Source organism: Klebsiella oxytoca NBRC 105695 (assembly GCF_001598695.1).
Classification (GTDB): domain Bacteria; phylum Pseudomonadota; class Gammaproteobacteria; order Enterobacterales; family Enterobacteriaceae; genus Klebsiella; species Klebsiella oxytoca.
Genome location: NZ_BCZK01000006.1, coordinates 201,816 through 222,432, shown reverse-complemented (window position 1 = coordinate 222,432; position 20,617 = coordinate 201,816). Strand labels below are relative to the sequence as shown.

At 57.0% G+C, this 20,617-nt stretch carries 20 protein-coding genes and 1 riboswitch; of the genes, 8 read left to right on the top strand and 12 right to left on the bottom strand.

The features are described from left to right. Positions 1–368 precede the first annotated feature (368 nt). On the top strand, positions 369–2,384 hold the full coding sequence (uvrB, locus tag KO1_RS12695) for an excinuclease ABC subunit UvrB (protein WP_024273942.1): 2,016 nt from the start codon (positions 369–371) through the stop codon (positions 2,382–2,384). 310 nt (positions 2,385–2,694) lie between these two features. Here the strand turns inward: uvrB and pmrB are convergent, their stop codons facing one another. The 4 genes from pmrB to yvcK all read right to left on the bottom strand — a co-directional run bounded on the left by pmrB (position 2,695) and on the right by yvcK (position 7,124). Then, the gene (gene pmrB / locus KO1_RS12690; protein ID WP_004111547.1) at positions 2,695–3,792 is read right to left on the bottom strand and encodes a two-component system sensor histidine kinase PmrB; all 1,098 of its coding nucleotides are present in this window, start codon (positions 3,790–3,792) and stop codon (positions 2,695–2,697) included. A 4-nt stretch (positions 3,793–3,796) separates the two neighbouring features. Continuing rightward, positions 3,797–4,468 (bottom strand): two-component system response regulator PmrA, encoded by a 672-nt coding sequence (pmrA, locus tag KO1_RS12685; RefSeq protein ID WP_004100425.1) that lies wholly within the window; start codon positions 4,466–4,468, stop codon positions 3,797–3,799. Beyond that, positions 4,465–6,108 carry a phosphoethanolamine transferase EptA gene (gene eptA, locus KO1_RS12680; protein WP_024273943.1) on the bottom strand — a complete coding sequence of 548 codons (1,644 nt, stop codon included), beginning with the start codon at positions 6,106–6,108 and terminating at the stop codon, positions 4,465–4,467. Before eptA ends, pmrA begins: the two co-directional genes overlap by 4 nt. Before the next feature lie 110 nt (positions 6,109–6,218). Then, complete coding sequence (gene yvcK, locus KO1_RS12675; protein WP_004100435.1) at positions 6,219–7,124, bottom strand: uridine diphosphate-N-acetylglucosamine-binding protein YvcK; 906 nt, start codon at positions 7,122–7,124, stop codon at positions 6,219–6,221. Positions 7,125–7,489: 365 nt separating this feature from the next. Then, positions 7,490–7,628: riboswitch (molybdenum cofactor riboswitch) on the top strand. Between yvcK and moaA the strand changes: the two genes are divergently transcribed. From moaA to KO1_RS12645, 6 genes are all read left to right on the top strand, one after another. Beyond that, the gene (gene moaA / locus KO1_RS12670; protein ID WP_004111553.1) at positions 7,616–8,605 is read left to right on the top strand and encodes a GTP 3',8-cyclase MoaA; all 990 of its coding nucleotides are present in this window, start codon (positions 7,616–7,618) and stop codon (positions 8,603–8,605) included. (Overlaps the previous riboswitch by 13 nt.) A 21-nt stretch (positions 8,606–8,626) precedes the next feature. Next, the gene (gene moaB / locus KO1_RS12665; protein WP_004100439.1) at positions 8,627–9,139 is read left to right on the top strand and encodes a molybdenum cofactor biosynthesis protein B; all 513 of its coding nucleotides are present in this window, start codon (positions 8,627–8,629) and stop codon (positions 9,137–9,139) included. Positions 9,140–9,142: 3 nt separating this feature from the next. Beyond that, positions 9,143–9,631, top strand: coding sequence for a cyclic pyranopterin monophosphate synthase MoaC (gene moaC, locus KO1_RS12660; protein WP_004100440.1), 489 nt, complete (start codon positions 9,143–9,145; stop codon positions 9,629–9,631). Then, positions 9,624–9,872 (top strand): molybdopterin synthase sulfur carrier subunit, encoded by a 249-nt coding sequence (gene moaD, locus KO1_RS12655; RefSeq protein ID WP_004100442.1) that lies wholly within the window; start codon positions 9,624–9,626, stop codon positions 9,870–9,872. The genes moaC and moaD overlap by 8 nt, the downstream gene beginning before the upstream one ends. A 1-nt stretch (position 9,873) precedes the next feature. Next, positions 9,874–10,326: a molybdopterin synthase catalytic subunit MoaE gene (gene moaE, locus KO1_RS12650; RefSeq protein WP_004100447.1), complete on the top strand. Its 453-nt coding sequence runs from the start codon at positions 9,874–9,876 to the stop codon at positions 10,324–10,326. 44 nt (positions 10,327–10,370) lie between these two features. Continuing rightward, complete coding sequence (locus KO1_RS12645; RefSeq protein WP_004100449.1) at positions 10,371–11,075, top strand: Bax inhibitor-1/YccA family protein; 705 nt, start codon at positions 10,371–10,373, stop codon at positions 11,073–11,075. A 281-nt stretch (positions 11,076–11,356) separates the two neighbouring features. On the opposite strand, the gene KO1_RS12640 is transcribed toward KO1_RS12645, so the two are convergent. Genes KO1_RS12640 through KO1_RS12630 form a run of 3 tightly spaced genes read right to left on the bottom strand, consistent with a single transcriptional unit; the run spans position 11,357 to position 14,315 of the window. Further along, complete coding sequence (locus KO1_RS12640) at positions 11,357–12,325, bottom strand: lysylphosphatidylglycerol synthase transmembrane domain-containing protein (protein ID WP_004100453.1); 969 nt, start codon at positions 12,323–12,325, stop codon at positions 11,357–11,359. After that, complete coding sequence (clsB, locus tag KO1_RS12635; protein WP_004100455.1) at positions 12,325–13,569, bottom strand: cardiolipin synthase ClsB; 1,245 nt, start codon at positions 13,567–13,569, stop codon at positions 12,325–12,327. Before clsB ends, KO1_RS12640 begins: the two co-directional genes overlap by 1 nt. Beyond that, positions 13,566–14,315 carry an endonuclease/exonuclease/phosphatase family protein gene (locus tag KO1_RS12630; protein WP_004100457.1) on the bottom strand — a complete coding sequence of 250 codons (750 nt, stop codon included), beginning with the start codon at positions 14,313–14,315 and terminating at the stop codon, positions 13,566–13,568. The genes clsB and KO1_RS12630 overlap by 4 nt, the downstream gene beginning before the upstream one ends. Positions 14,316–14,458: 143 nt before the next feature. Between KO1_RS12630 and KO1_RS12625 the strand changes: the two genes are divergently transcribed. Then, positions 14,459–14,869: a YbhQ family protein gene (locus tag KO1_RS12625; protein WP_004100459.1), complete on the top strand. Its 411-nt coding sequence runs from the start codon at positions 14,459–14,461 to the stop codon at positions 14,867–14,869. Here the strand turns inward: KO1_RS12625 and KO1_RS12620 are convergent. From KO1_RS12620 to cecR, 5 genes are all read right to left on the bottom strand, one after another. Further along, positions 14,831–15,937, bottom strand: coding sequence for an ABC transporter permease (locus KO1_RS12620; RefSeq protein WP_024273945.1), 1,107 nt, complete (start codon positions 15,935–15,937; stop codon positions 14,831–14,833). The genes KO1_RS12625 and KO1_RS12620 overlap by 39 nt on opposite strands. Positions 15,938–16,028: 91 nt before the next feature. Further along, entirely contained in the window at positions 16,029–17,186 is a 1,158-nt protein-coding gene (locus KO1_RS12615; protein WP_029779306.1) for an ABC transporter permease, read from the bottom strand. Further along, entirely contained in the window at positions 17,152–18,891 is a 1,740-nt protein-coding gene (locus KO1_RS12610; RefSeq protein ID WP_024273946.1) for an ATP-binding cassette domain-containing protein, read from the bottom strand. Before KO1_RS12610 ends, KO1_RS12615 begins: the two co-directional genes overlap by 35 nt. Then, positions 18,888–19,880: a secretion protein HlyD gene (gene hlyD / locus KO1_RS12605; RefSeq protein ID WP_004100466.1), complete on the bottom strand. Its 993-nt coding sequence runs from the start codon at positions 19,878–19,880 to the stop codon at positions 18,888–18,890. The genes KO1_RS12610 and hlyD overlap by 4 nt, the downstream gene beginning before the upstream one ends. Further along, positions 19,877–20,554, bottom strand: a complete 678-nt coding sequence (gene cecR / locus KO1_RS12600) for a transcriptional regulator CecR (RefSeq protein WP_024273947.1) — start codon at positions 20,552–20,554, stop codon at positions 19,877–19,879. The genes hlyD and cecR overlap by 4 nt, the downstream gene beginning before the upstream one ends. Between the last annotated feature and the right edge of the window lie 63 nt (positions 20,555–20,617).

The following is a 20,617-nucleotide window of genomic DNA, read 5'->3' as shown; positions in this document are numbered from 1 at the left end:
GGTAAGCTAGAGACTACGCGGCCTGCGGGCGAATTGACGCGAAACCCGTCTTTTATTAAATTTCATTATATTTCAAATGCTTAAATAAAAGCAATGCCTGTAAGAAAAGTGTCACCGGCTGCCATAAAACATTCATCCACTCGCTTGACAAATGTTAAATGTCAATACTTTCTGGGGATAACCCCACAGAGTGGTGGATTATGCGCAAAAGCGCTATTTATTCGTCTATTCTGACGGCAAAAAGGGCTGATTCGCCCGGATACGATAATAGGATACTGTTTTTATATCCAGTATTTTTTATTGGCAAAAGCTGTGCTGGCGAGTAGAATTAAAGACCTGCCGTTCAACCCTTCTTCAGGTCCTGATAGATGAGTAAACCGTTCAAGCTGCATTCTGCTTTCCGTCCCTCCGGCGACCAGCCGGAAGCCATTCGTCGCCTGGAAGAGGGGCTGGAAGATGGCCTGGCGCATCAAACGCTGCTCGGGGTGACCGGCTCAGGTAAAACTTTTACCATCGCCAACGTCATTGCCGACCTGCAGCGCCCGACGATGGTGCTGGCGCCGAACAAAACGCTGGCGGCGCAGCTATACGGCGAGATGAAAGAGTTCTTCCCGGAGAACGCGGTGGAGTATTTCGTCTCGTACTACGACTACTATCAGCCGGAAGCCTATGTGCCAAGCTCGGACACCTTCATCGAGAAAGATGCTTCGGTAAACGAACATATTGAACAGATGCGTCTGTCGGCAACCAAAGCGCTGCTGGAGCGTCGTGACGTGGTGGTGGTTGCCTCGGTCTCCGCCATCTACGGTCTCGGCGATCCGGACCTCTATCTGAAGATGATGCTGCACCTGACGGTCGGCATGATCATCGACCAGCGCGCCATTTTGCGCCGCCTGGCTGAACTGCAGTATACCCGCAACGATCAGGCCTTCCAGCGGGGTACCTTCCGCGTGCGCGGCGAGGTGATCGATATCTTCCCGGCGGAGTCTGACGACGTCGCGCTGCGCGTAGAGCTGTTCGATGAAGAAGTCGAGCGCCTGTCGCTGTTCGACCCGCTCACCGGCCACATCGAGTCGACGATCCCGCGCTTTACCGTCTACCCGAAAACCCACTACGTCACTCCGCGCGAACGTATTGTCCAGGCGATGGAAGAGATCAAAACCGAGCTGGCGGAGCGGCGTAAGGTGCTGCTGGAAAACAATAAGCTGCTGGAAGAGCAGCGCCTCAGCCAGCGTACTCAGTTCGATCTCGAAATGATGAACGAGCTAGGCTACTGCTCGGGGATTGAAAACTACTCGCGCTATCTGTCAGGGCGCGGGCCGGGCGAGCCGCCGCCGACGCTGTTCGACTACCTGCCGGCTGATGGTCTGCTGGTGATTGATGAATCCCACGTCACGATTCCGCAAATCGGCGGCATGTACCGCGGAGACCGGGCGCGTAAAGAGACGCTGGTGGAGTACGGTTTCCGTCTGCCGTCCGCGCTGGATAACCGTCCGATGAAGTTTGAAGAGTTTGAGGCCCTGGCGCCGCAAACGATCTACGTTTCGGCAACGCCGGGCACCTATGAGCTGGATAAATCCGGCGACGAAGTCGTCGACCAGGTTGTCCGCCCGACCGGGCTACTGGATCCGGTCATCGAAGTGCGCCCGGTAGCCACTCAGGTCGACGACCTGCTGTCGGAAATTCGCCTGCGTACCGCGATCAACGAGCGCGTATTGGTCACCACGCTGACCAAACGGATGGCGGAAGACTTAACCGAATATCTGGAAGAGCACGGCGAGCGGGTGCGCTATCTGCATTCGGATATCGATACCGTCGAGCGTATGGAGATTATCCGCGATCTGCGCCTCGGCGAGTTTGACGTGCTGGTAGGGATCAACCTCCTGCGTGAAGGTCTGGATATGCCGGAAGTCTCGCTGGTGGCGATCCTGGACGCCGATAAAGAAGGCTTCCTGCGCTCTGAACGCTCGCTGATTCAGACCATTGGCCGCGCGGCGCGCAACATCAACGGTAAAGCGATTCTCTATGGCGATAAAATTACGCCGTCAATGGCGAAAGCGATCGGTGAAACCGAACGTCGCCGCGAGAAGCAGCAGGCCTATAACGAAGAGCACGGTATTGTTCCGCAGGGGCTGAATAAGAAAGTGGTCGACATTCTGGCGCTCGGTCAGAATATTGCCAAAACGAAAACTAAGGGGCGCGGCAAGTCTCGCTCGCCGGTTGAGGCGGATGTCGTGGCGCTCACGCCGAAGGCGCTGCAGCAGAAGATCCACGAGCTGGAAGCGCAGATGATGCAGCACGCGCAGAATCTGGAGTTCGAAGAGGCGGCGCAAATTCGCGACCAGCTTCATCAGCTGCGCGATCTGTTTATCGCCGCTTCGTAGCGGAGTTGCCAGATAAATATCGCCCGGGCTTTACCGGTGCTTCAGGGGGGACGGGCGGTGTTTTTCGTGGGGCGGGTAAGGCGTTAGCCACCACCCGAGAGAAAAGCGAGCGCATGAGCCAAAACGAGGCGCAACACGTTTTGTCTATTTATTGCCCCTCTGTCGCGATTTTCCGTGATGCTTAATGTTGGCTTAATATTGTTTGGCGAAACTATCCTCAATCTACTGAGGATAGCGCCATGCAAAAATTAACCTTCCGCGAATATCTGGCAGTCACCTGCGCTTTTGTTATCGTCGTTGCCTTTTTTCATCAATGGGTGCTGACGTTCTGACGGACCGTGTCGGGAAAAAGCACCCACGCGCGAACGCCGGGCCCGGGCTGACGGTTATGTAAAAAGAACTGGGCGTCGTGCAGCTGGGCGATGCGGGTGACGATGCTTAACCCGAGCCCGATACCACCGTAGCGGCTGTCCATGCGGACGAACGCTTTGCTCAATTCACCGCTTTTGGCCTCATCAATGCCCGGACCTTCATCTTCTACCGCCAGAACCGGCGTGGAGCCGGGGGCTATCGACACTTTAATCGTCGAACCCGTCGGGCTGTAACGATGCGCGTTTTCTACCAGATTGCGTAAAATCACCTGCACCAGCGTGGCGTCACCTGACACTATCGCTTCACCCTCTTTGTCGCTGACCACCAGCTTTTGCTGACGCTGTTCCAGCATCGTCTCCAGTTCGCTGCGCAGCGGCTCGATCACATCTTCCTTCAGCCTGACCTGCTGATAGCTGCCGGCGGAGAAAGACTGGCCGACCCGCGCCAGCTGAAGCAGTTGATTAATGCTGTTGGTCATCTGATCGAGGCGCTGGATCAGCGGGGCGACGCTAACGCCATGCACTTTCGCCAGCAGCTCCAGATGCAGACGCAATCCGGCCAGGGGCGTGCGCAGCTCATGGGCGACGTCGGCGGTAAACAGGCGCTCGCGATCGAGCGTTAAGTTAAGGCGGGAGACCAGCTGATTAATCGCGGTAGTGACCGCGGTGACTTCGGGCACCGACTCTTGCAGGGCGATAGGCCGCAGGTTATCCGGGGTACGGCTTTCAAGTTCCTGCTGGAGGCGGGATAGCGGCCTGGTGATTTTTTTCACCGCCAGCAGGGAGATATAGAGCGCCAGGCCGATAATCAGCAGGCTCGGGATCAGCAGACTGGCTACCGCTTCACGAACCTCATGCTCAATATGCTTCTGATTATTATGACCTTCGATGGCGCTGGCCACCAGCAGCTGAATCTGTTCCTGGCTTTCATGCCACAGCCAGAACACGCTGATGAGCTGGCAAACCGCCAGTATCGCGCCAATGGTCAGCAGCAGCCGATGGCGCATGGTCCAGTTTTTACTGACAAACAGAGCCATAGCGTTATTCGGCTCCTGCATTATCGACCAGCATATAGCCGAAGCCGCGGACGGTGCGGATCCGCGATTTACCCACCTTATCGCGTAAATTATGGATATGCACTTCCAGCGTATTAGTGGCCGGTTCGTTGTCCCAGCTGTAGATATCGTTATAAAGAATTTCGCGGTGTACCGGACTGCCCGCCTTCATCATCAGGCGGGAGAGCAGCGCGTACTCTTTCGGGGTTAGATCCAGGGACTGTTCGCCGAGCCAGACCAGCCGCCGGGTGACGTTCAGGCGCAGGTTACCGATAGTCAGCTCGTTATCGCCCTGATTGTTGTGGCGACGCAGCAGGGCGCGGATGCGCGCGTTAAGCTCTTCAAGAGCGAAGGGTTTAACCAGATAGTCATCCGCGCCGGTATCCAGGCCGCTAATACGTTCATCGACGGTATCGCGGGCGGTGAGGATCAGCACCGGCTGGCTAAACTTCTCTCGCCGCATGCGTGCCAGAAAGTGCAGGCCGTCCTCATCGGGCAGCCCGAGGTCAAGCACCACCAGACTGTAGTGGTTGCTGGCCAGCGAGAGCGCGGCTTCGTGGGCGGTAGAGACGCCGTCGCACACGTAGCCCTCGCTTTGCATCGCCAGAATTAATCCTTGTAACAGGAGCGCATCGTCTTCAATGACTAAAATTTTCATCGGCCTGCCTCTCTACATGGCGTTAAAATATCGTCTGTTGCCTGGTACTCGTGAGTGCTGACCCCGAGCAGACCGAGCAGGGTGGAGAAAAGGTTATCCTGCGAATACGTTTGGGTTTTCGCTTTTTGCTGCAAACACTGGCTGGAGACCCCATAGCGCTGTTGATAATCCGCTGACAACCACAGCAGCATGGGCACATGTTTTTGCGTATCCGGCGCTATGGACCACGGCAGCCCGTGCAAATACACCCCATCCTCGCCAAGCGACTCTCCGTGATCTGAGAGATATACCAGGCTGGTGGTAAATTTATCCTGCTTCGACTGCAGTAATTTTATCGCTTTGTCGACCACATAATCGACATACAAAATCGTGTTGTCGTAGGTATTAGTGAGCTGTTGCTGGGTGCAGCTCTGGATCTCATTGGTATCGCAGGTCGGCGTAAACTGTTTAAACTGCGCCGGATAGCGATTGTAGTAGGTCGGCCCGTGGCTGCCGATGGTATGCAGAACGATAATCCCGTCCTGCTGTAGATTATCGATATAGCTATCCAGATTATGGAACAGCACTTCGTCGTAGCACTCGCCGTCGATGCACTGGCCGTTCAGCTTAAGATCGGTGACGTTTTCGTGCGGCACCCGGTCGCAGGCCCCTTTACAGCCGCCGTCGTTGTCATTCCACTGCACTTTAATTCCCGCCCGTTGCAGGATATCCAGCACGCCTTCCTGATGATGCGCCAGCTCTTCATCATAGTGGGCGCGCGGCATATTAGAGAACATGCAGGGGACGGAAACCGCGGTAGCGGTGCCGCAGGAAGTCGTATTAGCGAAATAGATCACGTTATCCTGCTTCAGACGCGGGTTGGTCTCGCGAGAGTAGCCGTTCAGGGAGAAGTTGGCCGCCCGCGATGTTTCACCTAACACTACAATGGTCAGATTTTTCCGCGGCCCGCTGCGCATCTGCGGCTTCTGAACGGCGTCTTCGCCAATTTTGACCAGCGGAAGATTGTCCATTCTGTTATGCGCATACCATGAATTCACCGCCACAATGCTGTTTGACGGGCTCAGGGACTTTACCAGCTCTTTGTTGTTGCGAAACAGCGAAGCGTAATCTTTATAGAAGAGGGCGGCGACCAGAATAATCAGCAGCGCTGAAACCGCGATGCTCACCAGCCGTACGGCAAGACTGCGCCAAAGCGTCTGCGGCTTGCGAATTTTGATCCACCATGCCGCGACGACGGCCAGAATGCCGGAAAGCCCCAGTATCAGCACCATTTTCCCGGAGAGCAGCGCAAAGCTCTCCGCGGGCGTGGTATCGAAAATATTGGTAATCATCGCCCGATCGATAACCACCCCGAAGGTCCAGATAAAATACTGGGCCGAGGCGCTGAGCAAAATAAACAGGCTAACCACGAGGCGGTCGAGCTTCAGGAACGAGGCGAGAGTGGTGATGATATTCATCACGCTGATGGCCACTATCGGCATACTGAGGAATACCAGCCAGTTATGCAGACCGTTAACCGGCAGCAGGGTAAATGCCTGGCGATAGAAAGCAAGATTCAGCGCGAGGCCGATATAGCAGGCGAACAGAAGCAAATAGGCCGTACGGTTGAGTACCGGCCGACGTAAAGAAAATAACGACATAGCGAACGTCCACATGAAGAGATGTCCGCTATCCTGCCGATTCTTTTTTAAGACAACCTTAAGATTTTAAGCCAGCCAGCTTTTGCCGCCACAATTAAGCCGCTTGAGGATTAACCTAACGCCTGAATGGCCTGTTCCAGCGCGTTGCGTAATAGCTGCCGATCGTGGCGATAGGGCACATCGCTGGCGTCCAGCGGCGTCTGAATGATGACCCGCTGTTCAACCCCTGCGGTATCGGCTTTCGGGCCGACAACCAGCGCGTCAATTACTCGTTTGCCGATTTGTTGCTCCATAATGGCGACCCTGTCGGCCAGCGTCAGGCTGGCCGCCGGGCTATGCTCTTTGCCGAGGTTATCGATAAATACCATTGGCGCGGGCGTGCGGCGCAGCGCTTGCGCCAGTTCATCAAGCAGCAAAATCGGCATCAGGCTGGTATAGAAACTGCCGGGGCCAATGAGGATTAAATCGGCTTCGGCGATAGCTTCTAGCGCCTCCCGGGTTGTGGGCACCGGCGGGGAGAGCATAAGCTCGCGCGGTACGCAGGCCAACTGATCGATATTGACTTCGCCGTAAATTTCGTGCCCGTCCTGATCGATAGCCATCAGATCGACCGGCTGTTCCGACATCGGGATCAGAAACGCATCGACCTTCAGTAAATTGCGGATCAAATTGATCGCTTCAAGCGGCCGAACGCTCAGATGATCGAGGGCCTTAAGCATCAGGTTTCCGAGGTTATGCCCGGAAAGTTCGCCGTTACCGCTAAAACGGTATTCAAACATCGCCGAGGCCACGCTGGGTTCAGCAATTAACTGATTAATACAGTTGCGCATATCGCCCCAGGCGATGCCGCCTTCCGCGCGGCGAATACGTCCTGTTGATCCGCCGTTATCGGTTGTAGTCACAATGCCCGTCAGGCGCGAACCCAGCGAAGAAAGCGATGACATTACCCGTCCCAGCCCGTGTCCGCCGCCGAGAGCCACAACGCGATCAAGATCGGCGAAAGTACGATTGCGCATAAAAATCCTTATCTCAATTAATCGGGCTCACAGTAACTGATTTCACCTTAAAAAACGATGTCCGTTCTCTCCGGGCATGAAGGATATTTTAGCGTGGCAATGGCGAGAATATCAGCGTACTGGTGAATTCCCGCCGATTGCCAGGGTGATATTTTTACAGCTTTTGCGCTCCAGATAACCTACTGCGCGGGAAAAATTAAATACTCAACGGATCTGTTACCGCCCGAAGGCAAAGAGGGGAGGGATGAATTACGCTGCTTTCTCACACGCTTAGTCGTAAAAAAGCGAGATAAATCCGTTATATACATCGTTACATAACGAAATGTGGGTATGGCATAACCCTGGTTTCCGCGCTACTATTCGGCGTAACCCACTAACACTCTAGCCTCTGTGCCTGTGTCGAAAGATATGGTGCTTTGGCCGTGACAACTTCGGTTGCCACCAGGGCGCGAAAAGAAATGACCGCGTCTCCCGTATTTGGAAAGGTGTCTATGGCTTCACAGCTTACCGATGCATTTGCGCGGAAGTTTTACTATCTGCGTTTGTCGATTACCGACGTATGCAACTTTCGTTGCACCTACTGTCTCCCCGATGGCTATAAGCCCGGCGCCGTCACTAATAAAGGCTTTCTCAGCGTCGATGAAGTGCGTCGCGTCACGCGGGCTTTCTCCGCTCTGGGAACCGAAAAGGTGCGCCTGACCGGCGGTGAACCCTCTCTGCGACGCGATTTTACCGACATCATCGCCGCCGTGCGGGAAAACCCCTCTATTCGCCAGATTGCGGTCACCACTAACGGCTACCGGCTGGCGCGGGATGTTGAAAGCTGGCGCGATGCCGGACTGACGGCGATTAACGTCAGCGTGGATAGCCTCGACGCCCGTCAGTTTCATGCTATAACCGGCCAGGACAAATTTCGTCAGGTGATGGACGGCATTGATGCCGCATTTGCCGCTGGCTTCGAAAAAGTGAAGGTCAATACCGTGCTGATGCGCGATGTTAACCATCATCAGCTTGATACCTTTCTCGCGTGGATCCAGCCGCGCCGCATTCAGCTACGTTTTATCGAATTGATGGAAACCGGCGAAGGCAGTGAACTGTTCCGCCGCCATCATATATCCGGCATGGTGCTGCGTGATGAATTGCTGCGCCGCGGCTGGATCCATCAGATCCGCCAGCGTAGCGATGGTCCGGCGCAGGTGTTTTGCCACCCCGACTATGCCGGGGAAATCGGCCTGATCATGCCTTATGAAAAAGACTTCTGCGCCACCTGCAACCGTCTGCGCGTCTCTTCCGTAGGAAAACTGCACCTGTGCCTGTTTGGCGAAGGCGGCGTCGATCTGCGCGATCTGCTTGCCGATGAGCAGCAGCAGCCGGCGCTGGAAGCGCGGATTTCCGAAGCGTTAACCCATAAAAAACAGACCCATTTCCTGCATCAGGGCAACACCGGTATTACCCAGAACCTGTCGTATATTGGCGGATAATGCATTTTAAGGAGCGATCTAATGAGTCAGGCCAGCGCTGAGTTTATCCCGACCCGTATTGCTATTCTCACCGTTTCCAGCCGACGCGGCGAAGAGGACGACACCTCCGGCCACTGGCTGCGCGATGCCGCCCAAGAGGCGGGGCACGTCATCGTCGATAAGGCGATTGTTAAAGAGAACCGCTACGCCATTCGCGCCCAGGTATCGGCGTGGATTGCCGGCGATGAGGTGCAGGTGGTGCTGATTACCGGCGGTACCGGCTTTACCGACGGCGACCAGGCGCCGGAAGCGCTGCTGCCGCTGTTTGACCGCGAGGTGGAAGGATTCGGTGAGGTATTCCGCATGCTCTCCTTTGAGGAGATTGGCACCTCGACCCTGCAATCCCGCGCCGTTGCCGGGGTAGCCAACCGCACGCTGATTTTTGCCATGCCTGGTTCAACCAAGGCCTGTCGTACCGCATGGGACAATATCATTGCGCCGCAGCTCGATGCGCGCACGCGCCCTTGCAACTTTATCTCTCATCTTAAGAAGTAGTTTATGTCACAGCTGACCCATATTAACGCCGCCGGCGAAGCGCACATGGTCGATGTCTCAGGGAAAGCGGAGACGGTTCGCGAGGCGCGCGCCGAGGCCTATGTTGAAATGCAGGCGACGACGCTGGCGATGATTATCGACGGCAGTCATCACAAAGGCGACGTCTTCGCCACCGCGCGTATCGCCGGGATTCAGGCGGCCAAACGCACCTGGGAGCTGATCCCGCTTTGTCATCCGCTGATGCTGAGCAAAGTCGAAGTGAATCTGCAGGCGCAGCCCGAGCACAACCGGGTGCGTATCGAATCCCTGTGCCGTTTGACCGGTAAAACCGGCGTCGAGATGGAAGCTCTGACCGCCGCTTCCGTTGCCGCGCTGACCATTTACGATATGTGCAAGGCGGTGCAGAAAGATATGGTGATTGGCCCGGTGCGCCTGCTGGCGAAAAGCGGCGGTAAGTCCGGCGATTTCAGAGTGGAAGCTAGCCATGATTAAAGTTCTTTTTTTTGCCCAGGTGCGCGAACTGCTCGGCACCGACTCCCTGACTCTCGAACCGAACGGGCTGACCACGGTTGAAGCCGTTCGCCAGCAGCTCATCGCCCGCGGCGACCGCTGGGCGCTGGCGCTGGAAGAGGGCAAACTGCTGGCGGCGGTAAATCAGACGCTGACGACCTTTGATCATCCGCTGGCGCCCGGGGATGAAGTGGCATTTTTCCCGCCGGTTACCGGGGGCTAATATGACGCAGACGCGTATTATTGTCAGCCATGACCGCTTTAAAGTCGGCGAGGAATATCCCTGGCTGGCCGAGCGCGATGAAGACGGCGCGGTGGTGACGTTCACCGGTAAAGTCCGCAACCACAACCTTGGCGACAGCGTCAAAGCGCTGACCCTTGAGCACTATCCGGGAATGACGGAAAAATCGCTGGCGGAGATCGTGGAACAGGCGCGCGAGCGCTGGCCGCTGGGCCGGGTGACGGTGATTCATCGTATCGGCGAAATGTGGCCCGGGGAAGAGATTGTCTTTGTCGGCGTCACCAGCGCCCATCGCGGCAGCGCGTTTGCGGCGGGGGAGTTTATTATGGATTACCTGAAGACCCGCGCGCCGTTCTGGAAGCGCGAGGCGACGCCGGAAGGCGAGCGCTGGGTGGATGCGCGAGATAGCGACCGCAAGGCGGCAGAACGCTGGTAGTGTGGTACGCTTAGAAGATAAATTTCGTTAATCAGGAGACAGTCATGGACAGATATCCTCGTTCCGGTACCATCGTCCAGGGGCGCAGCGGGCTACAAACTTATATGGCGCAGGTATACGGCTGGATGACGGTCGGGCTGCTGCTCACGGCGTTTATCGCGTGGTTTGCCGCTAACACCCCGGCGGTGATGATGTTTGTTTTTTCCAGCAAAATTACCTTCTTTGGGCTAATTATCGCCCAGTTGGGGTTGGTGTTCGTGCTCTCGGGCATGGTGCAGCGCCTCAGCGCCGGTATGGCGACGACCCTGTTTATGCTCTATTCGGCGCTAACCGGACTCACCTTATCCAGTATATTCCTCGTCTATACCTACTCATCGATCGCCAGTACCTTCGTGGTTGCCGGCGGGATGTTTGGCGTGATGAGCCTTTACGGCTATACCACTAAACGCGATCTGAGCGGCTTCGGCAATATGCTGTTTATGGCGCTCATCGGTATCGTGCTGGCGTCGCTGGTTAACTTCTGGCTCAAGAGTGAAGCGCTGATGTGGGCGGTGACCTATATCGGGGTGATCGTATTCGTCGGCCTGACCGCCTATGACACCCAGAAGCTGAAAAATATCGGCGAGCAGATTGACGTTCGCGATACGTCGACGCTGCGCAAATACTCGATTCTCGGGGCTCTGACGCTGTATCTGGACTTTATCAACCTGTTCCTGATGCTGCTGCGCATTTTCGGCAACCGTCGTTAATTCGTTCCCGGAGAGCGGCGCGATGCGCTTATCCGGGCTACCAGACCGCAGAAAACGATGAACCTTTAGCTTTGGTCAGAAGCAAAGTTTCCCGGAGGCGATGCTGCGCATCTGTCCGGGCTACCGGATCTCAGACGGTGGTGAACTTGTAGCACGGTCAGCGAAGCGCCACCGGGAAAGTTCATCAACAGAGGAGTGGATAAAATAGCGGCAGATATCCACGATATCTACCAAACCGCGTGAAACTGCAGCCCCGGTCAGCATCCGCGACCGGGGATTTTTTACTTCTCACCCGCCAGCTTGCGCTGGTTTTTCGCCCGCAGATGCTTTGCCCGGCTCTCCAGAATCAGGTAGCCGATGGTCGCCAGCAGCAGCGGCAGGAAGTAGTAAAGCGCGCGATAGGCGAGCAGGGCGGCGATGATCGCGCCGCGCGAAATATCTTCGCCGGAAAGCATGGCGATAAACACCGCCTCAAGCACGCCAATCCCTGCCGGAATATGCACGATAACTCCCGCAATGCTGCTGACCAGCAGCACGCCGAGCACGAGGAAATAGTCCACCTGTGGCCCCAGCAGTAGCCAGATAATCGCCCCCATCGCCATCCAGTTCAGGCTGGAAACCGCCATCTGCAATATCGCGAAGCGCCAGGAGGGCAGAACCAGCCGCTGGCCTTTTATCGTCAGATGGCGCTTTTTAGCAAAGGCGCAGGCCCATAAATAGAACGCGGAAATCAGCAGCAAAATGACGCCGAGAATTTGCAGCGACGACTGACTGATATACCAGCGCTCGGGCACCTTCACCATGCCGGAGCTAAAAATGATGCCGCCGAGCAGAATATAGCCCAGCCAGTTGGTGGTAATGCTCAGCGAAAAAATTCGGGTAATGGTTGCGCCGCTCAGGCCGAGGCGCGAGTAGAGCCGATAGCGCATACCAATCCCACCCACCCAGGTGCTGAGCGTCAGGTTAAAGGCATAGCAAATAAACGACACCAGCATCACCTGGCGTTTAGCCAGCTTGTGGCCGCAGTAGGCGCGTCCCAGCAGGTCGTAGCAGCCATAGATCAGGTAGCTGGCGATAACCAGGCCTATGGCGCTGAGCAGCGCCGTACGGTTGTAATCACGAATCACTTTCCACACTTCCTGCCAGTCGATTTTCTGTGCGTAAACGACCAGCAGCACAACGACGGCGATAAAAAAGAGCACCGTCAGGATTTTTTTCGCCATCCGCCAGCGAGGGTGAGATTTCGCCATCAGGATTTGACCTCCTGGTTTTCCGGGTCCACGCGATCCTGGGTTTCAATTTCTGGCTGAACCGGAGGCTGAACGCGCGACAGCAGGGGCGTATGGGCCGGAAGCCATCCGACCCACGCGGGGAAGTGGCGCAGGAAGTGGAACGCCAGCACGCTAATCCCGAGCCGCCACCAGGTTCGTTTCGACAAAATGCGCTTATCCACTTCGCGGCAGTCGTTGGCGATTAAGCCATTGAGATTATCGCGCAACGTCTGGTTGAATTCGCGGTCGTGTATCACCAGGTTGGCTTCCAGATTGAGTGACAGGCTGAGCGGGTCGAGGTTGCTGGAGCCGACGGTGGCCCAGTGGTCGTCCGCCAGCGCCACTTTGCCGTGCAGCGGACGGCGGCGATATTCAAAAATCTGCACGCCGCCTTTGACCAGGTAGTGGTACAGCAGTCGTGCGCCGAATTTAACAATCGGGATATCCGGTTCGCCCTGGACAATAAGCTTGACGCGTACGCCGCGGCGGGCAGCGTTGCGCATCGCATGCAGCAGCCGATAGCCGGGGAAAAAGTAGGCGTTGGCGATAATCACTTCCCGGCGGGCGGTGGTCAGCATTTTCAGATAGTGGCGTTCGATATCATCGCGATGATCCTGATTATCCCGCCAGATAAACAGCGCCTGAGCCTCGCCGGGATTGCGGTTGACTTCGGGCTTATGCCGACGGCGGCGCCACCAGCGGCGGGTGGCTTCGCTGGTGGGCAGGTTTTCCAGTTCAAACTGCAGAATGTCGAGCACCACCGGCCCTTCAACCTGCACGGCGTAGTCCTGTTTGGCCTCGGGACCGTAATCGGTCATATGCTCGGCGGAGTAGTTAATGCCGCCGACAAAGGCGGTAACGTCGTCGATCACCACGATTTTACGATGCATGCGGCGGAATAAATTGGTGCGCATGCCGAGCAGCCGCGGGCGCGGATCGTAGTAGCGAAAAATCACCCCGGCCGACGTCAGTTCGCCCACAAAGCTTTCGCTCAAATCCGGAGAGCCGTAACCGTCCAGTAGGACTTCTACGCGCACGCCGCGCTGGGCCGCTTTGAGCAACACGGCATGCAGCTGCTTGCCGACGTCATCCTCGAACCAGATAAAGGATTCCAGAATCACCCGCTGCTGCGCGCGATCAATAGCGGCAAATAATGCCGGATAATAGTTATCGCCATTTTCTAATAGCCGAATGCGGTTTCCTTCCTGCCAGCTGCATTTCACAGATGTATCTCCACGCTAAGCGGTGCATGATCGGACAAATGACGCCACTGTTTTAACGCCAGCGCTTTTGGCTGGCTGGCATGGGCGTTTTTTACGTATATGCGGTCGAGGCGCAGCAGAGGGAAGCTGACCGGGAAAGTTCGCGCCGGGCGCCCTCTGGCGCGGGTAAAAATCTCCTCCAGCCCGGCCTGGGCTTTAAGCTGGCGGTTAGCCTGCTGCTGCCAGTCGTTAAAATCACCGGCCACTACCACCGGCTCGCCCGCGGGCAAACCGTTTACCCAGTCCGCCAGCATCGTCAGCTGGGCCTGGCGCTGATGAGAACGCAGACCCAGATGCGCGCAGATCACATGGATAGCGATCCCGCTTTCGGGCGGGACGATGCGGCAATAGAGCAGGCCGCGCTTTTCGCTGTTGCCGACCGAAACATCCAGATTTTGATAATGTTCTATAGGAAAGCGAGAAAGTACCGCGTTGCCGTGATGCCCTTCCGGATAAACCGCATTGCGACCGTAGGCGTAATCGCTCCACATGGTATCGGCAAGAAATTCATAGTGGGTCGTATCCGGCCAGTTTTCGATATGCAGCGGATGAATTTCGTGCGCACCCATCACCTCCTGCAGGCAAACAATGTCGGCGCTGACGCTACGCACCGCTTCGCGCAGCTCGGGTAAAATAAAGCGGCGATTGAAGGCAGTGAACCCTTTATGAGTGTTAATTGTCAGCACGTTTAGCGAAAATCGCGGCATTTGGTTGTCCTTATTTCTCTGGGCAATGTCACTTTCCTGTAGGAAATAGTGTAGTAGAGGTCACAAAAAGATGCGGTGATACGGAATTTTCCGTAAAGTGCGGTACTCTGAGTAGCAGAGAAAAATCCTTCAGGAGAGAAGCCATGAAGTGGCAACAACGTGTACGCGTCGCAACGGGTCTTAGTTGCTGGCAGATTATGTTGCATCTACTGGTCGTGGCAGTACTGGTGATGGGTTGGATGAGCGGCGCGCTGGTGCGCGTCGGATTAGGTTTGTGCGTGCTGTACGGCGTCACGTTACTGTCGATGCTGTTCTTGCAGCGTCACCACGATGAGCGCTGGCGCGACGTCGGTGATTTCCTTGAGGAGCTCACCACCACCTGGTACTTCGGCGCGGCGGTAATCGTGCTGTGGCTGCTGTCGCGCGTGCTGCACAACAACCTGCTGTTAGCCCTCGCCGGGCTGGCCATACTGGCAGGTCCGGCGGTGGTTTCACTGCTGGCGAAAGATAAAAAACTACGCGATCTTTCTTCGGAACATCGCATACGCCGCTGAGCCGGTGGTGGCCGCTATGACCAGTAGCGGCCACAAACTTCCCCACACAATTTCCCGACTCGCATCCTTCAGATAGATCTGCTTGGTGATATCGGTAAAGTGACGTATCGGGTTTACCCACGTCAAATCCTGCAGCCATTGCGGCATATTCTCCACAGGCGAAACGTAGCCCGAGAGCAGAATTGCCGGCATCATAAAGACGAACACGCCGATAAACGCCTGCTGCTGCGTGGAGCACAGTGACGAAATCAGCAGGCCGAATCCTACCAGCGACAGGCCGTAGACAATCATCGTAAAGTAAAACAGCAGCAGCGAGCCGGCAAAGGGGATTTGATAGGCCCAGATACCAATTCCCAGCACGATGGTGGCCTGCAGGGTCGCGACGATTAGCGCCGGCACCGCTTTACCGATAAAGATCTGCCAGGTTGCCAGCGGCGAGACCAGCAGCTGATCGAGCGTACCCTGTTCGCGCTCGCGGGCAACGGAGAGCGAGGTGACGATCATCACGCCGATGGTGGTGATCATGGCGATTAGCGACGGCACGACGAACCATTTGTAATCGAGATTCGGGTTATACCAGTTGCGTACCACCAGCTCGCTGTTGTTTGGTTTGGCTTTGCCTTCCATTAACGCCTGCTGATAGTTTTTGACGATCTGCTGGAGATAGTTCGCGGCGATCTGCGCGCTGTTGGAGTTGCGCCCATCAAGCAACAGCTGGAGAGGGGCGGTCTGCCAGGTATCGAGGTTGCGCGAAAAATCTGCCGGGAATCGCACGACCAGCAGCGCCTTTTGTTCGTCAATGGTCGGTCTTATCTCCTGAGGGCTTTTCAGCAGCAGGACGTGGGTGAAGGCTTTAGCGCGGGCAAAGCGCTGGGTCAGCTCCACGGCGTGCTTGCCGTTGTCTTCGTTATAGATGGCGATGGTGGCGTTAGTCACCTCCAGCGTGGCGGCAAAGGGGAACAGCAGCACCTGAATGAGTACTGGCATAATTAAAATCGCCCGCGTCTGCGGTTCACGCAGCAGCGACTGTAGCTCTTTGCGGATTAACGTCCATAAGCGATGAAACATCTCATATTCTCTCTTTGTGATCCCCGGATTGCGCTGCGCTTATCCGGGCTACCCGTTTGCCAGCCCTTGTACCGGGGGGCGCGCAGGCAAATTAATCCAGACGTCGTTTGGTTTTCAGCCACGTCAGGCCGATAAACATCACCGCCGAGGCGATCAGGAACAGCACGTTCACCAACAGCACCACCGGGATATTGCCCGCCAGAAACAGGCTTTGCAGAGTGCTGACAAAATAGCGCGCCGGGATCACGTAGGTCACGGCGCGAATTATCGCCGGCATGCTGTCTATCTGAAAAATAAATCCGGAGAGCATGATTGACGGCAGGAACGCGGCATTCAGCGCGACCTGCGCGGCGTTAAACTGGTTACGGGTGATGGTGGAAATCAGCAGCCCCATGCCCAGGGTACTCAGCAAAAACAGGCTGGTAATAAAAAACAGAATCACCAGCGAACCGCGGAACGGCACGCCGAGAATAAACACCGCCACCAGCATACACAGCAGCATCGCCAGCATGCCGAGGAAATAGTAGGGGATCAGCTTGCACAGCAGCAGCTCGGCGCGGGTAATCTCGGTCGACAGCAGCGCTTCCATCGTGCCGCGTTCCCACTCGCGGGCCACCACCAGCGACGTCAGGATCGCGCCGACCACCGTCATAATGATGGTAATCGCGCCGGGGATAATAAAATGCTGGCTGATGGCGGCCGGGTTAAACCAGTAGCGCATCTGCACGTCGATCAGCGGCTCGAAGGTTTCACCGCGATCTTCCGCCCGCTGCTGCTGCCAGATTTGCCAGATGCCTTCGACGTAGCCCTGGGCGAAGTTAGCGGTATTGGGTTCGCTGCCGTCGGTGATGAGCTGGATCGGCGCGTCGTCGCCGGGACGGGCCATCTTCTGGTCGAAGTCCACCGGTAGGGTGACCAGGGCGCGAATGCGTCCCGCCTGCATCATCTGCACCAGTTCCTGGCGGTTATCGCTGATGGTGGCGTCAATATAGGGGGAGCCGGTCATGGTATGGACAAAATCCAGCGCCTCTTCGCTCTGCTGCTCCAGCAGCACGCCCACCCGCAGCTTGCTGGAGTCGAGGTTAATCCCGTAGCCAAAAATGAACAGCAGCAGCAGGGGGATCACCACCGCAATCAGCCAGCTGCTGGGGTCGCGGACGATCTGCCGCGTCTCTTTCACGCACAGGGCGCGTACGCGCCGCCACGATAGCAGTTTAGCGCTCACCGGCGTTCTCCTTATCCCAGTCATGGATGAGGGTGATAAATGCCTGCTCCATCGTTGGGTCAGGCTGTTTTTCATCCGCCGCCAGCGCCTTCAGATCGTCCGGCGTGCCGCTGGCGATCAATTTGCCGTGATAGACCAGACCGATACGATCGCAATACTCCGCCTCATCCATAAAGTGGGTGGTCACCATCACCGTGACGCCTTTATCGACCATGCTGTTGATATGCAGCCAGAACTCGCGGCGGGTGAGGGGATCGACGCCGGAAGTGGGTTCGTCAAGAAACAGGATATCCGGTTCATGCATCAGCGAGCAGGCCAGCGCCAGGCGTTGTTTATAGCCAAGCGGCAGATCGTCGGCGGCCTGCCTGGCGATGCTTTTCAGGCCGAACGCCTCGCTCATGCTGGCGATTTTGTCGTTCTGCGCCCGTCCGCGCAGGCCGTATACGCCGGAGAAGAAGCGCAGGTTCTGCTCAACGGAAAGGTTACCGTACAGCGAGAACTTCTGCGCCATATAGCCCAGATGCTGACGCGCTTTGCCGGAGCTGACCTTCAGGTCCATCCCCAGAACCAGCGCTTTACCGGAGGTGGGGACCAGCAGGCCGCACATCATCTTAAAAGTGGTAGACTTACCCGCGCCGTTAGGCCCGAGAAGGCCGAAAATCTCCCCACGTTTAACCTGAAAATCGACGTGATCGGTAGCGGCGAAATCGCCGAATTTCTTGGTCAGGGTCTGCGCTTCAATCACCGTGTCCTCATGGGAGCCTTCCACGGTATGGATAATTTTGCCCAGCGGCGATTCGGCGGTACCGGCACCGCCGAGCAGGTCGATAAAGGCGTCTTCAAAACGCGGCGCGGTTTCAGCGACCTCCAGCGGCGGCATATCGGCAGCGTTCTTTACTTCGCTGATGCTGGCCTCTTTTTTAATGATCAGGCGTACCGATTTACCCTGAATGACGCCATCGCTGACCTGCGGCAGCTTCAGGGTGCGCTGGAGCAGGCGGCGGTTATTCTCCCGGGTACTGGAAATCAAAAAACTGCGTCCCGCCATGGTCTGCGTCAGCTCTTTTGGCGCTCCCTGGTAAAGCAGCTGGCCCTCGTTCATCAACAGAACGTCCCGGCACTGCTCGGCCTCGTCGAGGTAGGAGGTGCTCCAGAGGATCAGCATCCCGTCGCCCGCCAGCTCGTGTACCATCTGCCACAGCTCGCGGCGTGAGATGGGGTCGACGCCGACGCCGGGCTCATCCAGCAGCAGCACCTTCGGCTCGCCGACGAGGGTACAGGCCAGGCCGAGTTTCTGCTTCATGCCGCCGGAAAGCTTACCCGCCAGCCGGCCGGTAAAGGGGCCGAGAGAGGTAAACTCCAGCAGCCGGGCGAAGGTTTTCTCCCGCGCCTCGCCGGTCACGCTGCGCAGGTCGGCGTAGAGCGTGAGATTTTCCATCACCGTCAGATCTTCATACAGACCGAATTTTTGCGGCATATAGCCGAGCACCGCGTGCAGGGCGCTATCGTCAGCAATCGGGTCGAAGCCGATCACCTTTGCGCTGCCTGCGTCGGGCTTCAGCAGCCCGGCGAGCATGCGCATCAGGGTGGTTTTTCCGGCGCCATCCGGGCCCACCAGACCGGTCACATAGCCGGAGTGAATGGTGCAGTCCAGCGGCGCGACGGCCGGGCGGTCCATCCCGGCAAAGCTCCGGGTCAGGCCGCTCAGCGTAATCACGTCTTCGCTCATTGGCCGTTTCCATGACTGAAGGCCACGGTGACCGGCATCCCCTGACGCAGCGCGTCGTCGGCATCGGTGACCACAATTCGCAGGCGATAAACCAGATCGGTGCGCAGGTCCGGGGTTTCCACGGTTTTCGGCGTGAATTCAGCGGTAGGGGAGACGAAGCCGATTTTGCCGCGATAGGGTTTATCCGGGCGACTATCGGTGTAAAGCAGCACTTCGCGCCCCGGCTGGGCCTGGCCCAGGTTGGTTTCATCGATGTAGGCGCGTACCCATACCGGATGGGTTAACGACAGCGTCATTACGGTACCGCCCGCGCTAAGCATGCTGCCCGGCTCGACGGCGCGGGTCATCAGCGTTCCGTCGGACGGCGAGGTCAACGTGGTATCGTGCAGGTCCAGCTTCGCCTGCGCCAGCGCGGCCTGCGCCTGTTCGAGGCTGGCTCTGGCCTGGGCGATTTCCTGCGGACGGTTCCCCGCGCGATACTGGCGCAGCTTATCCTGCGCGGATTTCAGCGTCGCCTGGGCCTGATCGCGCGAGGAGCGGGCGTTTTCCAGATCGTTCGCGGAGATGGCGCTGCTTTTGCGTAGCCCCAGCTGGCGCTGATAGAAGTTCTGCGCATAGTCGTAAGCCGCCTGCGCCTGGTTGACCGCGGCGGCGGCTTGGGCAATCTCCTCCGAGCGATATCCCGCCATCATCAGGTCGTACTGCGCCTGGGCGGTGGAAACGTTGGCTTGCGCCTGCTGCAGGGCGTTTTCGTAGGGCGCGCGATCAAGCTCGCCCAGCGTCTGCCCGGCTTTTATCGCATCGCCCTCGTCGACGCTGAGCGATGCCAGCCGTCCGCCCACGCGAAAGCTCAGGTTAACGGTGCGAATATCCACGTTGCCATAAAGCGTGAGCTCTTTTTGCTGGCTGCTCTGGTACCACCACCAGCCTCCGCCAATGACAGCGGCCAGCAGGAGAAGCAGCACAACGACGATGAGCGGTTTTTTCATGACTCCAGACCCCTTTGCGATAATCCTTCCAGAACGAAATCTATATGGCAGGTAATAACTTCAAAAATTTGCTCGGTTTTTTGCCGATCGAATTCAGCCCAGCCCGCGCGGCGCAGCACCGTTTCCCGGCCAAGACGAAAGGCGAGCACTTCGCCAAGTAGCGCGTGCGTGTGCAGCACCATCTGCGTGCTGTCAGGGTTAAGGCCGGTATAAGCGGCGATTAAACGGGTCAGGTAGCAGTGTAGCGGAGCAATGACCTGATCGTGGATAAGCCGGTAGGCCGCAGTCGGCGATAGCTGTTCGCGGGAGATAAATTTGCTCAAGTTAACCGTATCATCCTGGGTCAGCAGCAAAATCATATTCTGACAGGCGCGCAGAATCAGAGTGCGCATGGCGGCTTTGTCCGGAAGAGGCTGAGCGAATAGCGCTTCCGCCGCCTGCGCGTGGGGGCGGAAATTGTGCTCGATAAAATCGGCGATCCACTGGGCGCAGGCGAGATAGAGATCGTCCTTAGAACCAAAATAGTAGGCGATCGCAGCGATATTCTGCCCGGCCTGGGCGGCAATATCGCGGGTCGTGGCGTGCAGGCCGTATTCGCCGAACTGGGCGATAGCGGCGGCGATGAGCTGGCTTTTCGCCTGCTCTCCCTTGCTGGTAGTCGGTGTGGTGGTCATCACGCGGAAAGAGTTAATCAATCGATTGATTAACTCTAGGCGCAGGTTGCCGCTTTGTCCAGC

Excerpts from the sequence above, each read along its gene's own strand:
- KO1_RS12630 (WP_004100457.1), bottom strand. The coding sequence starts at position 14,315 with ATGCCGCGATTTTCGCTAAACGTGCTGACAATTAACACTCATAAAGGG.
- cecR (WP_024273947.1), bottom strand. The coding sequence starts at position 20,554 with ATGACCACCACACCGACTACCAGCAAGGGAGAGCAGGCGAAAAGCCAG.
- uvrB (WP_024273942.1), top strand. The coding sequence starts at position 369 with ATGAGTAAACCGTTCAAGCTGCATTCTGCTTTCCGTCCCTCCGGCGAC.
- moaD (WP_004100442.1), top strand. The coding sequence starts at position 9,624 with ATGATTAAAGTTCTTTTTTTTGCCCAGGTGCGCGAACTGCTCGGCACC.
- pmrB (WP_004111547.1), bottom strand. The coding sequence starts at position 3,792 with ATGGCTCTGTTTGTCAGTAAAAACTGGACCATGCGCCATCGGCTGCTG.
- hlyD (WP_004100466.1), bottom strand. The coding sequence starts at position 19,880 with ATGAAAAAACCGCTCATCGTCGTTGTGCTGCTTCTCCTGCTGGCCGCT.
- KO1_RS12640 (WP_004100453.1), bottom strand. The coding sequence starts at position 12,325 with ATGGCGAAATCTCACCCTCGCTGGCGGATGGCGAAAAAAATCCTGACG.
- moaA (WP_004111553.1), top strand. The coding sequence starts at position 7,616 with ATGGCTTCACAGCTTACCGATGCATTTGCGCGGAAGTTTTACTATCTG.
- pmrA (WP_004100425.1), bottom strand. The coding sequence starts at position 4,468 with ATGAAAATTTTAGTCATTGAAGACGATGCGCTCCTGTTACAAGGATTA.
- moaC (WP_004100440.1), top strand. The coding sequence starts at position 9,143 with ATGTCACAGCTGACCCATATTAACGCCGCCGGCGAAGCGCACATGGTC.
- KO1_RS12625 (WP_004100459.1), top strand. The coding sequence starts at position 14,459 with ATGAAGTGGCAACAACGTGTACGCGTCGCAACGGGTCTTAGTTGCTGG.
- moaE (WP_004100447.1), top strand. The coding sequence starts at position 9,874 with ATGACGCAGACGCGTATTATTGTCAGCCATGACCGCTTTAAAGTCGGC.
- KO1_RS12615 (WP_029779306.1), bottom strand. The coding sequence starts at position 17,186 with ATGACTGGGATAAGGAGAACGCCGGTGAGCGCTAAACTGCTATCGTGG.
- KO1_RS12645 (WP_004100449.1), top strand. The coding sequence starts at position 10,371 with ATGGACAGATATCCTCGTTCCGGTACCATCGTCCAGGGGCGCAGCGGG.
- moaB (WP_004100439.1), top strand. The coding sequence starts at position 8,627 with ATGAGTCAGGCCAGCGCTGAGTTTATCCCGACCCGTATTGCTATTCTC.
- eptA (WP_024273943.1), bottom strand. The coding sequence starts at position 6,108 with ATGTCGTTATTTTCTTTACGTCGGCCGGTACTCAACCGTACGGCCTAT.
- yvcK (WP_004100435.1), bottom strand. The coding sequence starts at position 7,124 with ATGCGCAATCGTACTTTCGCCGATCTTGATCGCGTTGTGGCTCTCGGC.
- KO1_RS12610 (WP_024273946.1), bottom strand. The coding sequence starts at position 18,891 with ATGAGCGAAGACGTGATTACGCTGAGCGGCCTGACCCGGAGCTTTGCC.
- KO1_RS12620 (WP_024273945.1), bottom strand. The coding sequence starts at position 15,937 with ATGTTTCATCGCTTATGGACGTTAATCCGCAAAGAGCTACAGTCGCTG.